The organism is Microbacterium sp. SGAir0570 (genome assembly GCF_005491085.2).
GTDB classification, from domain to species: Bacteria; Actinomycetota; Actinomycetes; order Actinomycetales; family Microbacteriaceae; genus Microbacterium; species Microbacterium arborescens.
This window is the reverse complement of sequence record NZ_CP027929.1, coordinates 1,755,401-1,767,404: the sequence shown is the minus strand read 5'-3', so window position 1 is coordinate 1,767,404 and position 12,004 is coordinate 1,755,401. Positions and strand designations below refer to the sequence as shown.

The window sequence follows — 12,004 nt, the reverse complement described above, 5'->3', positions numbered from 1 at the left end:
GGGCGCGCCTTCCGCCCCTGAGCGCGTGCGCTCAGCCGTCACCACGCGGGACTACGGCGTGGGAGCTGCGGGACCGCTCTTCGGGTCCGCGGGCTTCTCGACGGGTGCGACGTCAGCGGTCGTCGAGGTGGCGGTGCCGGCCGTGGCATCGTCGTCCTTCATGGCCTTCATCTCACCCTTGAAGATGCGGGCCGACTGTCCCATGCTCTTCGCCAGCGCCGGCAGCTTCGCGGCACCGAAGAGCAGCAGGATGACGATGAGTAGGATCCACAGGTGCGGACCTGCGAACAGATTGCTCATTGAGTCTCCTCGTCGATCGTTTCGCACAGTCTAACCCGAGGATTTTGTGCCGGAGCCCGCGTCAGTCGTACTGGTCCAGGCCCGCCTGGGCCCAATCATGGGCGGCTCGCCGCGCGTCCGGCGGAGCGACGACTTCGATGCTGCCGCCGCTGCGAGCCACCAGCCGTTTCAGCGATCGAGGATCGGCGACGCGGATGAACGCCGTATGCGACGCGCCCTCGTCCTGCACCTGCGCGTTGGCGAGGAATTCGCCGACCACGGATGCTGCGTGGGACGGGTAGCGGATCTCGGCGAGCACCTCGTCGTCGCCCGGTTGGAACAGCTCGGGAACCGGCTCGGACGAGTGGAGGGCCGGGATGTCGGTGAGCGCGGGCGCGGTGACGCGGTCGAGGTGAAAGGTCCGCATGGCACGGCGGGTATGGCACCAGCCCTGGAGGTACCACTGCCCGGCTGAGATCGTGACCTTGACCGGATCCACGGTACGCGTCGTGGGCTGAGCATCGGGGGCGGTGTACGTGAACGCGACGGCGACATGAGCGCGGAGCGCGCGCGCGACCGTCTCGCGCACGTCGTCGACGGGCGCGGGTGCGACGATGACATCGGCGGGAGTCTGGCCGGCGCCGCGCGCGAGCTTCGCGAGGAGACCCTGCACGATGCCGCTGTCGCCGACGCCGGGAACGGCCGCGGCGAGCTGGAGTCCGGCCAGCAGTGCGGCGGCTTCGCGCGCGGTGAGGCGGGGTGATCGCTCCAGACCCACCGTGTTGGTGATGACGATGCGGTCCTCCCTGTCGAGGAGGTCCCAGTCGATGTCGAACAGATCGTTCGCCATCTGCCAGAATCCGCCCTCGCCGGGGAGCCCGATGACGGTGAGCTTCTCGACCATCGCGCGCATCTGCTGCGGGTCGACGTCGAAATCGCGCGCGGCATCCGCCACGGTCACCTCGCCCTGGGCGATGAGGTACGGGACGAGCTGGAGGATCAGCGCGGCGCGGTCGGTCGCCACGACGGGCTGCGCGCTCATGAGGGCGCAGCCGATCGATCGCGTGCCGCGCGCAGCCGCTGTACAACGGCATCCCGGAGCCCGACCGGCTCGAGGATCATCACCTCGGGCCCGTACGAAGCGAGTTCGTCGGCGAAGACCTCGAGGTCGACGAAGGGGACGTCCAGCTGTCGCCCCGTCGCCGTCCCGGCACGGGCTCGACGGCGCAGACGAAGCTCCGCCTCCGTTCCGGGCACCACCATGACCGTGCTGATCTGGCGGCGGGCGACGTCGCGAAGACCCGCCAGCGCGCGTTCGCCGGCGCCGGCTCGGAGCGTCTCGTCGAATCCCTGGCGGGTGACGACGACGTCGCCGAGGATCCGCGAGAGCAGGAACGTCCGCTCGGCTTCGACCCCGGTGTCCCACCCGAAGAGGTGCCACCGGGCCTCGTACTCCACGAGGGCGAAGGGGCGCACCCGGCGATGCCGTGGCCGTTCGGAGCCGGGACGCAGGTAGTCGAACTCCACCTCGCGAGCCTGCTCGATCGCCCGCTGCAAGGGCAGGAACGATGCATCGTGCAGGTCGAGCCGCGGTGCGAAGCCGATGATCGGCTCGTCGACCTCGATTCCGAGCGACCGGATCTTGCGCAGTCCCGAACGTGCACCGGTCGACAGTGTGTGCTCGCCCCACACTCCCCCGGCGAGCGTGAGGACCGCCAGCTCGGCGGGGGTGAAGGTGATGTCGGCGGGCAGCTCGTACTCGGTCGGCGGGATGCGGTAGCGCGCCTCGCGGAGATCGTCCGGGTCGGCGTAATCGCCGATGGTCTCGATCGGGACGCCGAGGCCGCGCAGGTTCTCCTTGTCGCGTTCGAACATCTTCTCGAGCGCTTCGCGACGCGCACCCGACTCGGCCTGCTCGCGATAACCCGACACGGACCCCAGGATCGTGTCCTTCGTCACCCCCTGCTCGGTCGCCATGAGCGCGACGACGAGGTTGACCAGGCGTTCCTCGGGAGGGACGCGAGTGGGCGTGATGGACATGCCTTCGATTCTAGGCGGGCGCGCCGGAGCCCGACTCAGGACGCGGCGTCGAGGCCGAGGATGTCGACGACGAAGACGAGCGTCGAGTTCGCGGGAATCGCGCCCTGCGCCGTGTCGCCGTAACCCTGGTCGGGCGGGATGACCACGAGGATCTGCGAGCCGACCGTCTGACCGCGGAGCGCATCCGCGAAGCCGGGGACCGTGCTGTCGAGTTCCATGGGCTGGGCGCCGCGACCCCACGTGCTGTCGAAGACCTTCTCGTCGGCCCACGTCACGCCGGTGTAGTGCACTCGAACCGGGACGTCTCCGGTCACCTCGGGGCCATCGCCCTTCTTCAGCACCTCGACGGCGAGGTCGCTCGGCGGAGCGTTATCGGGGATGACGATTCCGGGGCGCCCGTCGGGGGCCAGCACGACCGAGGGCATGCCGGGGCGGTCGTTGAACTGGTCCGCGCCGTCGGCGGCGGCGAGGTAGACCTTCTGCAGGTCGAGCACGACGACCGTCGTCGCATCCTCGGTCATCCCGAAGCGGGCGCGGGTGTCTGCCGTGACCTCGTCGGGACCGAGGGCCATCACCACGCGGGATCCCTCAGTCGCGCAGTGGAGGGCGTCGACGAGTCCCGGGAAGGTCGCCTCCCAGCTGTCGAGCGGGTACACCTCCGATAGCGTGCCGGTGTAACCGGATGCCGCGATCGGCGCGCCGGACGACCCGTCGAGGACGGTCAGGTCGAAGACGACGTCTTGAGCGTCGCTCGTGATCGCGCGACCGTCTCCCGTGACGGCGTCGCGTGCCGCGAGGCCGTCGACGTGGACCGGCGCCGACAGCGCGACGGCGGGCTTGGTGCCCACCTCCGTGTCGGTGACATCGACGAGGTCGAGCGCCGTCGACCCGGATACGTCGCGCGTGCACGACTCCGAGCCCGAGGACGGCGTCGCACAGGCCGTCAGAGCGAGCACGGTCAGGGAGAGAGCGCCGGCGGCGGCGATGATCCTACGCACCGCGCCAGTCTACGCGGAGTCGCCGTCGTGCCCGTCCGACGTGGACACCGAGCTGCGCGCCGCGCGCTGGGCCTCCCGCACGCGCTTGCGCAGGTTCTTGTCCGTGATCTCGCGGTCTCCGACGGCGCCCGGGGTCCAGATCTCGACGTCCGCGTCGTCGTACGACGGCTTCTTCAATGCCCGCTTTCGGACATCGGGCGGGATCGCCCCGGGGGCGAGGCGGCGCGCGGTGATGAGGAAGCCCGTGTGGGCGACCATGCGATGATCGGGGCGCACGGCCAGACCCTCGACGTGCCAGCCGCGGATCATCGTCTCGGACGCGTCGGGATCGGTGAACAGGCCGGTGCCGCGGAGATACTCGGCAACACGGCTGAGCTGGGTGGCCGTCGCGACATAGCAGAGCACGACGCCGCCCGGGGCCAGCGCGTCGGCGACGACGTCGATGCACTCCCAGGGAGCGAGCATGTCGAGGACGACGCGGTCGACGGTCCCCGGCTCGACGGCGCCCGGCAGGCTTTCGACGAGATCCCCGACGACGATGGACCAGTTCGTGGGGGTGCCGCCCGTGAACGTGGCCACGTTCGCTTCGGCCACCTCGGCGAACTCGCCGCGGCGCTCGAACGACACGAGCCGCCCCTGGTCGCCGATCGCGCGAAGGAGCCAGAGCGACAGGGCACCCGAGCCGACTCCCGCCTCGACGACAGTGGCTCCGGGGAAGATGTCCGCCGCGGCCAGGATCTGGGCCGCGTCCTTCGGATAGACGATCGCGGCGCCGCGCGGCATCGACATGACGAAGTCGCGGAGCAGAGGCCGAAGCGCCAGATACTCGTGCCCGCCGCTGTTGGTCGCCACCGAACCGTCGGGCTGACCCACGAGCACCTCGTGCCGCAGGACGCCGTGGTGAGTGTGCAGCTCTCCTCCCTCGCGGAGGGTGATCGTGTGCATCCGTCCCTTGGGGCCGGTCAACTGGACGCGGTCGCCGTAGCGGAACGGGCCGCGCGGCTGGAGATCGTCGGTCATGCGGAGGCTCCGAGTCGGTGGATGGAGAACAGGTCAGCCAGATCGGACACCGAGCGTCCCGCGAGTGAGTCCCAGAGCGCGTGTGCGCCGAGCCCGTGGAGGGGCACCATCAGCGGCACGCCCAGAGCGACGGCGCCCGAGGCGACCGCGGAGCGCAGGCCGTTGGGAGAATCCTCGATCGCGACGGTGTCGGCGACGTCGACCCCGAGCGCCTCGCACGCCTGCAGATACGGGTCGGGGTGCGGCTTGGGTCGCGTCGCCTCATCGCCGGCGATGACGACGTCGAACGCCTCGAACGGGATCGACGACACGACGGTGTCGGCCATGCTGCGCATAGACATCGTCACGAGGGCCGTCTTGATACCGGCTTCGCGAAGCCCCGAGAGCAGCTCGCGGGCGCCGGGGCGGAACGGCGTTCCGCCGATCCGCAGCTGCCCCGAGACGGTCTCGGTCAGATGGTCGATGATCTCGTGCGTGTGCATACGGACGCCGGCATCCTGCAGGATGCGGGCGGAGTCCTCGAGCCCCAGCCCCACGAGGCTGAGTGCCTGATCGGGGGTCCACACTCCCCCGAAGCTCTCGACGAGGGGGCCCTCCGCGGCCATCCAGTACGGTTCGGTGTCGACGAGCGTGCCGTCCATGTCCCAAAGGACCGCGGCGGGGGAACGAGAAGTCATCCGCACCATGTTACCGACGCAGGGCTGAGACGCCGCGTGGCCCGACCCGCACGCGCCGGCCGCGGCGTATCGTGGAGCAGACCCGCTCGCGCAGAGCGAGCCGGCTCGGAACGGAGGACGGGTTGAACAGTCTGGGACGCCGCGTCCTCGTGGTCGCGTTCGACGGTTGGAACGACGCCGGCGAGGCCGCGACAGCGGCGGCGACGCAGCTGCGCGAGTCCCGTCCCTACGACCCCGTCTACTCGGTCGATCCCGAGCTCTACTTCGACTACATGTACACACGACCGCACATCCAGGCCGACGCTGATGGCCGCCGCTCGCTGAAGTGGCCGGACGCGACGATCTGGCGTCCGCGCGCGACTGCGCGAGGGACGCGCCTGTGGGTCCTCAGCGGCGCCGAGCCGGCGCGGGCCTGGAAGTCGTTCGCGGCCGAGCTGGTGGATGCCGCGCTGAGTGAGGACATCACCGGTGTCGTCGCGCTCGGCTCGATGATGAGCGACGTCCCCCATACCCGTCCCATCACCGTCTTCAGCGGCAGCGATAACGACGAACTGCGCGCCGCGCTGGGGCTGGAGCGCTCGACCTATGAGGGGCCCGTCGGCATCCTGTCGGTCATCGCCGCGGCCGCGGAAGAGGCCGGCATACCCACCGCGGCGCTGTGGGCGAGCGTCCCGCACTATGTCGCCGGACACTCGCCGTCGCCCAAGGCGACTCTCGCGCTCCTCGACAAGCTCGAGAGCATCACGGGCGCCAAGGTCGCCCGCGGCTCCCTGCCCGGCGACGCGCTCGCATGGGAGGCGACGATCGACGCCGCCGCAGCGGACGACGAGGAGATGACGGAGTACATCCGTCAGCTCGAGCAGACCCGTGATACATGGGACTCGCCCGAGGCGTCGGGTGACGCCATCGCGCAGGAGTTCGAGAAGTATCTGCGGCACCGGGGTGACGGCGGCGACGGCCGTGGCCTCGGTCGCGGCCCGCATCGCTGAGACGCACGCCGCGACCCTCCGGCCAGGTCAGTACGCCTGCAGGACGCCGAGCGAGAGCAGGATGATGAGCAGCGCTCCCAGGCCCACCCGGTACAGCACGAAGGGCAGGAAGCTGCCGCGCTTGAGGTACTGCATGAGGAAGGCGATCACGGCGAGCCCGACTCCGAACGCGACGACGGTGGCCACGGCGGTGTCGACGAGCGAGAACACCGAAGCCCCCGGCTCGCGGATCGCCTGCAGCAGCTCGTAGAGTCCACTGCCGAAGACGGCGGGAACCGCGAGCAGGAAGGCCACTTCGGCGGCCGCCGGCCGGGTGTATCCCAGTGCGAGCCCCATCGTCGTGGTGGCGCCCGAGCGCGAGACGCCCGGGATGAGCGCGAGTGCCTGGGCGAACCCGAGCGCCAGGCCGTGACCGTACGTCAGGTCCTTCTCGGTCCGGACGCGTCGCCCGAGGGCGTCGGCCGCTCCGAGGATGAGGCCGAAGACGATGAGCACGATCGCCACGAGCCAGAGGTTGCGGAAGGTGTCGCGGATGACGTCCTGGAAGAGGAATCCGAGCACGCCGATCGGAAGCGTGCCGATGATGACGATCCACCCGAGCCGGACGTCGGCGTCGTCACGCGGCACCGAACCGCTGAACGAGCGGAACCAGCGACCGATGATGCGGGTGATCTTCTTCCAGAAATAGACCAGCACGGCCAGCTCGGTGCCGATCTGAGTGATCGCGGTGAAGGTCGCTCCGGGGTCCTGCGCCGACGGCAGGAACTCCCCCACGATGCGCAGGTGCGCGCTCGAGGAGATCGGCAGGAACTCGGTCAGGCCCTGGACGATGCCCAGGATGATGGCTTCGAGGAGCTGCATGAGCGGCCTTTCAGTACGTGCGGATCAGATCGGTGAGCACGCGCTGACCGAAGATGAGCGCGTCGATCGGGACGCGTTCGTCGACACCGTGGAACATACCCGTGAAGTCCATCTCTGCCGGGAGGCGCAGCGGCGCGAAGCCGAATCCCGCGATGCCGAGTTCCGAGAGCGCTTTGTTGTCGGTGCCGCCGCCCATCAGGTACGGCAGCACCGGCACGCCGGGATCGTGACGGCCGAGCGCACCGACCATCGCGTCGACGAGCGAGCCCGCAAAGGGGACCTCGAGGCCGATGTCGCGGTGCACGATGTCGATTCGGATGTCGTCGCCGACGATCCGCTGGATCTCGGCCAGCACGGCGTCCTCCTGTCCGGGAAGCGTGCGGACGTCGATAGCGGCCGACGCGGCATCGGGGATGACGTTGTGCTTGTAGCCGGCGGTCAGGCCCGTCGGGTTCGTCGTGGTGCGGAAGGTCGACGCGAGGAACGCCGACGTCGGCCCGGTCGCGTCGGCGACGGCATCCGGATCCGACGCGTCTCGGCCGCTGAGCGCCGCGAGGTCGTCGACGAGTCGCCGGGTCGTGTTCGTGAGCTCGATCGGCCAGCGCGCGCGCCCGAGCTTCGCCACGGCCTCGGACAGGCGAGTGATGGCGTTGTCCGGGTGCAGCCGGCTGCCGTGCCCGGCCCGTCCGGTGGCGTGGAGCCGAAGCCACACCAGAGCCTTCTCACCGACCTGCAGCAGGTAGGCGCGGTGCCCGTCGACGCCGATCGAGTAGCCGCCGACCTCGCTGATCGCCTCGGTCGCTCCGGCGAACCACTCGGGCCGGTCGCGCACCACGAGCTGCGAGCCCTCGACGCCGCCGTTCTCCTCGTCGGCGAAGAACGTCACGATCAGATCGCGCTCGGGCTGCTCCCCCGCGCGCAGGAGCTCGGCCACGGACGTGAGGATCATCGCGTCCATGTCCTTCATATCCACGGCGCCGCGACCCCACAGCATCCCGTCGCGGACGACGCCCTCGAACGGGTCGACGCTCCAGTCCTCCGCCATCGCCGGCACGACGTCGAGGTGACCGTGCAGGACGAGAGCGGGCTTCGAGCTGTCGCGACCCGGGATGCGCACAGAGACGTTCGTGCGCCGCGGGATCGGCTCGTAATACTCGGGTCGAAGTCCGAGGGCCTCGAGATACGCCCCCACGTACTCGGCCGCTTCGCGTTCGCCGCGCGAGCGCCCTTCGCCGAAGTTGGTCGTGTCGAAGCGGATGAGGTCCCGCGCGACGCGGGCGACCTCGGGCAGATCGTCGTACTCGGACATGCTCTCCACGCTAGTCGCGAACCGTCGCCGGAAATGACGAAGGGCTCCGTTTCCGGAGCCCTTCTCTCACTGTGCGCGAGGGGGGACTTGAACCCCCACGCCCTCTACGGGCACTAGCACCTCAAGCTAGCGCGTCTACCTATTCCGCCACCCGCGCAGTGTTTTTCAGTTGTTCCCAACCGAGGAACAACACTAACACGTCACCGGCGCGGCGAAGAATCGTCGGCACGCCGGGCGTGGCGCGGTGACGAACTCACGATCTCACCCGGGAGCGCAGGACGGCGATGCGCGCCTGAAGCTGCGCCACCGTCGCATGTGACACGGCCGGCCCGCCGCACACACGGCGCAGCTCCGCGTGGATCTGCCCGTGCGGTTCACCGCTCTGGCGGGCGTAGAGACCCACGAGGCTGTTGAGCAGCTGCCGCTGTTCCTTCAGTGAGCGGTGAAGCGGCTCGGGCAGCGTCGTCTCTGCGGCTGCTGCGTCCTCGCCGGGCGCGCCGCCGGCCGACTTCTCGCGTGCCTCGCGGCTGTGCCGGTGCTTGGTCTGCCGCGACTGGCGCTGCATGAGGAGCTCGTGCACGTGCTCGGGCTCGAGGAGCCCCGGAATGCCCAGGAACTCCTCCTCCTCGGGTGTGCCCGGCACCGCGAGCTGGCCGAACTCAGCGCCGTCGAAGAGCACGCGGTCGAAGTGTGCGACCGAGCCGAGCGCCTGGTAGCTGAACTCCTGCGTGAGCTCGTCCGATGCTTTGTCTTCGCTCTCGGCTTCCGCGAGCAGCGTGTCTTCGAGACCGTCGTCGTCGCCGGCTTCGCGATCGAGCGCGTGGTCGCGCTGACGCTCCATCTCGGCGGCGAGGTTGAGCAGGACGGGCACGTTCGGCAGGAACACGCTCGCGGTCTCACCGCGGCGACGCGCTCGCACGAAGCGCCCGATCGCCTGTGCGAAGAACAACGGCGTCGAGGACGACGTGGCGTAGACGCCCACCGCGAGCCGGGGGACGTCGACGCCTTCGGACACCATGCGCACCGCGACCATCCACCGGGTGGTGGACTGGGCGAAGATCTCGATGTTGCCCGACGCCGCCTTGTCGTCGGAGAGCACGACGGTCGGGGCCTCGCCGGTGATCTGGTGGAGGATCTCCGCGTACGCCCGTGCGGCCGTCTGGTCGGTCGCGATGACGAGGCCGCCGGCGTCGGGCACGTCCTGGCGCACCTCGGTCAGGCGGCGGTCGGCCGACCTGAGGACCGCGGGGATCCAGTCGCCCTCGGGGTTCAGCGCGGTCCGCCAGGCCTGCGACGTGATGTCCTTCGTGTTGTCCTGGCCCAGGTGCGCCTCGAACTCGTCTCCTGTCTTGGTCCGCCACTTCATGTGGCCGGCGTAGACGAGGAAGAGCACGGGGCGCACGACGCCGTCGGCGAGGGCGCGCCCGTACCCGTAGTTGAAGTCCGTCTTCGACAGACGGATGCCCTTCTCGTTCGGGTGGTACTCCACGAACGGGATGGGAGCGGTGTCGCTGCGGAACGGCGTTCCCGAGAGCAGCAGTCGGCGCGTCGCCCGGCCGTACGCCTCGCGCAGCGCGTCGCCCCAGCTCAGCGCGTCGCCGCCGTGGTGGACCTCGTCGAGGATGACCAGGGTGCGGGCATCCATCGTCAGCCGCTGGTGGACGGATGCTTTGACCGCGACCTGCGCATAGGTCACCGCGACGCCGTGGTACTGGCGCGAGGGCATCCCGTGGCGGTTGCTGAACCGCGGATCGAGACGGATGCCGACTCGGCCGGCGGCATCGGCCCACTGCGTCTTGAGGTGCTCGGTGGGGGCGACCACGATGATGCGATCGACGACGTCGCGGCGCAGCAGCTCCGACGCGAGGCGGAGGGCGAACGTCGTCTTACCGGCGCCGGGGGTCGCGGCGGCGAGGAAGTCGCGCGGTCCGCGCCCGACACCCTCCGGACCGTCGGCGCCGAAGTACTGGTCCAGCGCCTCGGCCTGCCAGGCACGCAGGCGCTGAGCGGTACCCCACGGCGCACGCTGCGGGAACGAGGGTGACAGGTGCTCGGCGGCGAAGCTTCCGAAATGCTCCTGGGGGTCCTCTGTCACGATGGACCACCTTAAACGACCCCACCCACACGATCGCCCGGCAGGAGATAGCGTGGCAGGCACGAGCTTCAGGAGGGGCCATGAGGAACAACGAGCCATCCGAGGACGCGCGTCGCACGCCCTACGTGCCGAACGAGACCGCCCATCCCTGGCGTCGCATGGTGGCGATCGGCGATTCGTTCACCGAGGGAATCGGAGATCCCGAGCCCGGCAGTCCCGGCGGTCACCGTGGCTGGGCCGACCGCGTGGCCGAGGTGCTGAGCTCTCAGGTGCCCGACTTCGCGTACGCGAATCTCGCGGTCCGGGGAAAGCTCATCGGCCAGATCGTGGCCGACCAGATCGAGCCCGCGCTCGAGCTCAAGCCCGACCTGATCACGTTCTCGGCCGGCGGCAACGACGTCATCCGGCCGGGGTCCGACCCCGACGCCGTCGCGCAGCAGTTCGAGGATGCCGTCGTACGGCTGTCGTCGACAGGGGCGACGCTCGTGCTCTTCACCGGCATCGACACGAACTTCACGCCGGTCTTCCGCGGCATCCGCGGCCGGGTGGCGATCTACAACGAGAACATTCGGGCGATCGCCGACCGGTACGACGCGATCGTCGCCGATCAGTGGGCGCTGAAAGAGGTGCAGGACATGCGCTTCTTCGACGACGACCGGTTGCACTACAACTCGCTCGGTCACCACGAGGTCGCGCGCATGGTGCTGCGGGCTCTCAACGTGCCCAACGACCTGCAGCCGATGCAGCCCGACACGACGCCGGTTCTCACCTGGCGGGCTGCCCGCGCGAACGACCTCGTCTGGGCCCGCGAGTACCTGATGCCGTGGGTTCTGCGCCGGCTCCGGCATCAGTCGTCCGGCGACCACATCACCGCGAAGCGACCCGAACCGCTGCCCGTCCTGCGCCGCGCCGACGACGCCGACTGATCAGCGCAGCGCCCACAGCGACACCGCGGCGGCTGCCGCGACGTTGAGGGAGTCCACTCCCCCGGCCATCGGGATCGTGACGACGCTGTCCGCCACAGCGAGCGCACGCCTGCTCAGCCCGTCGCCCTCGGTGCCCATGAGCAGCGCCACCCGATCGGGCCGTGCCGCGGCGAACTCGTCGAGCGGCACAGCGCCCTCCGCGAGAGCGAGGGCAGCGAGGTGCAGGCCGGCCTCGCGGAGCAGCGGGGCCGCCTCCGGCCAGGCCGGCAGACGCGTCCACGGCACCTGGAACACCGTCCCCATGCTGACGCGGACACTGCGGCGGTAAAGAGGATCGGCGCAACGCTCGCTCACGAGGACCGCATCGGCCCCGAGGCCGGCGGCGGCCCGGAAGGCGGCGCCGACATTCGTGTGATCGACGATGTCCTCGAGCACCAGCACGAGCCGGGCGTCCGCGACGATGTCGCTGACCGGTGCGGCGACGGGCCGGTGCATGGCGGCGAGGGCGCCGCGGTGGACGGCGTAACCGGTCACCTCTTCGGCGACCTCGTCGGAGACGACGAAGACCGGTGCGTCGCCTGCCAGGTCGACCACGTCGGGAAGCCATTTCTCCTGCACGAGGAACGAGCGCGCCCGGTGCCCTGCCGCGTGCGCCCGCGCGATGACCTTCGCCGACTCGGCGATGTACAGCCCGCCGGCGGGCTCGAGCACCCGGCGCAGCGCGACATCGGTCAGGTCGCGGTAGTCCGAGAGGCGGGGGTCGGAGGCGTCGTCGATGCGGATCACGGGCACCCTCCCACCCTGGCATGT

12 protein-coding genes and 1 tRNA gene are annotated in these 12,004 nt (G+C 70.0%); 2 read left to right on the top strand and 11 right to left on the bottom strand.

Features of this window, described 5'->3' with window-relative positions; genetic code table 11:
* Positions 1-51: 51 nt before the first annotated feature.
* From C1N74_RS08460 to C1N74_RS08435, 6 genes are all read right to left on the bottom strand, one after another.
* Positions 52-300, bottom strand: a complete 249-nt coding sequence (locus C1N74_RS08460; protein WP_023950691.1) for a twin-arginine translocase TatA/TatE family subunit — start codon at positions 298-300, stop codon at positions 52-54.
* A 61-nt stretch (positions 301-361) separates the two neighbouring features.
* Entirely contained in the window at positions 362-1,321 is a 960-nt protein-coding gene (locus tag C1N74_RS08455) for a YafY family protein (RefSeq protein ID WP_064956560.1), read from the bottom strand.
* Positions 1,318-2,319, bottom strand: a complete 1,002-nt coding sequence (locus C1N74_RS08450) for a YafY family protein (protein ID WP_103840501.1) — start codon at positions 2,317-2,319, stop codon at positions 1,318-1,320. The genes C1N74_RS08455 and C1N74_RS08450 overlap by 4 nt, the downstream gene beginning before the upstream one ends.
* A 35-nt stretch (positions 2,320-2,354) precedes the next feature.
* A complete protein-coding gene (locus tag C1N74_RS08445) occupies positions 2,355-3,317 on the bottom strand; it encodes an FKBP-type peptidyl-prolyl cis-trans isomerase (protein WP_137750353.1) in 963 nt (320 codons plus the stop codon).
* A 9-nt stretch (positions 3,318-3,326) separates the two neighbouring features.
* A complete protein-coding gene (locus C1N74_RS08440; protein WP_137750352.1) occupies positions 3,327-4,337 on the bottom strand; it encodes a tRNA (adenine-N1)-methyltransferase in 1,011 nt (336 codons plus the stop codon).
* Positions 4,334-5,014: an HAD family phosphatase gene (locus C1N74_RS08435; RefSeq protein ID WP_137750351.1), complete on the bottom strand. Its 681-nt coding sequence runs from the start codon at positions 5,012-5,014 to the stop codon at positions 4,334-4,336. Before C1N74_RS08435 ends, C1N74_RS08440 begins: the two co-directional genes overlap by 4 nt.
* 122 nt (positions 5,015-5,136) lie before the next feature.
* Between C1N74_RS08435 and C1N74_RS08430 the strand changes: the two genes are divergently transcribed.
* A complete protein-coding gene (locus tag C1N74_RS08430) occupies positions 5,137-6,003 on the top strand; it encodes a PAC2 family protein (protein ID WP_137750350.1) in 867 nt (288 codons plus the stop codon).
* Between the two features lie 27 nt (positions 6,004-6,030).
* On the opposite strand, the gene C1N74_RS08425 is transcribed toward C1N74_RS08430, so the two are convergent.
* The 4 genes from C1N74_RS08425 to C1N74_RS08410 all read right to left on the bottom strand — a co-directional run bounded on the left by C1N74_RS08425 (position 6,031) and on the right by C1N74_RS08410 (position 10,271).
* Entirely contained in the window at positions 6,031-6,864 is an 834-nt protein-coding gene (locus C1N74_RS08425) for an undecaprenyl-diphosphate phosphatase (protein ID WP_023950705.1), read from the bottom strand.
* Between the two features lie 10 nt (positions 6,865-6,874).
* A complete protein-coding gene (locus tag C1N74_RS08420; protein ID WP_023950707.1) occupies positions 6,875-8,173 on the bottom strand; it encodes a M20/M25/M40 family metallo-hydrolase in 1,299 nt (432 codons plus the stop codon).
* Between the two features lie 72 nt (positions 8,174-8,245).
* Positions 8,246-8,330 (bottom strand) — tRNA-Leu (locus C1N74_RS08415).
* 96 nt (positions 8,331-8,426) lie between these two features.
* Complete coding sequence (locus C1N74_RS08410) at positions 8,427-10,271, bottom strand: DEAD/DEAH box helicase (protein ID WP_071919366.1); 1,845 nt, start codon at positions 10,269-10,271, stop codon at positions 8,427-8,429.
* 77 nt (positions 10,272-10,348) lie between these two features.
* Between C1N74_RS08410 and C1N74_RS08405 the strand changes: the two genes are divergently transcribed.
* The gene (locus C1N74_RS08405) at positions 10,349-11,194 is read left to right on the top strand and encodes an SGNH/GDSL hydrolase family protein (RefSeq protein ID WP_023950711.1); all 846 of its coding nucleotides are present in this window, start codon (positions 10,349-10,351) and stop codon (positions 11,192-11,194) included.
* Here C1N74_RS08405 and C1N74_RS08400 read toward each other — a convergent pair whose 3' ends face one another.
* Positions 11,195-11,986, bottom strand: coding sequence for an RNA methyltransferase (locus tag C1N74_RS08400; protein ID WP_036304577.1), 792 nt, complete (start codon positions 11,984-11,986; stop codon positions 11,195-11,197).
* Between the last annotated feature and the right edge of the window lie 18 nt (positions 11,987-12,004).

Bases quoted from the DNA above. Each gene is read 5' to 3' on its own strand.
- C1N74_RS08460 (WP_023950691.1), bottom strand. From the start codon at position 300: ATGAGCAATCTGTTCGCAGGTCCGCACCTGTGGATCCTACTCATCGTC.
- C1N74_RS08455 (WP_064956560.1), bottom strand. From the start codon at position 1,321: ATGAGCGCGCAGCCCGTCGTGGCGACCGACCGCGCCGCGCTGATCCTC.
- C1N74_RS08450 (WP_103840501.1), bottom strand. From the start codon at position 2,319: ATGTCCATCACGCCCACTCGCGTCCCTCCCGAGGAACGCCTGGTCAAC.
- C1N74_RS08440 (WP_137750352.1), bottom strand. From the start codon at position 4,337: ATGACCGACGATCTCCAGCCGCGCGGCCCGTTCCGCTACGGCGACCGC.
- C1N74_RS08435 (WP_137750351.1), bottom strand. From the start codon at position 5,014: ATGACTTCTCGTTCCCCCGCCGCGGTCCTTTGGGACATGGACGGCACG.
- C1N74_RS08425 (WP_023950705.1), bottom strand. From the start codon at position 6,864: ATGCAGCTCCTCGAAGCCATCATCCTGGGCATCGTCCAGGGCCTGACC.
- C1N74_RS08420 (WP_023950707.1), bottom strand. From the start codon at position 8,173: ATGTCCGAGTACGACGATCTGCCCGAGGTCGCCCGCGTCGCGCGGGAC.
- C1N74_RS08405 (WP_023950711.1), top strand. From the start codon at position 10,349: ATGAGGAACAACGAGCCATCCGAGGACGCGCGTCGCACGCCCTACGTG.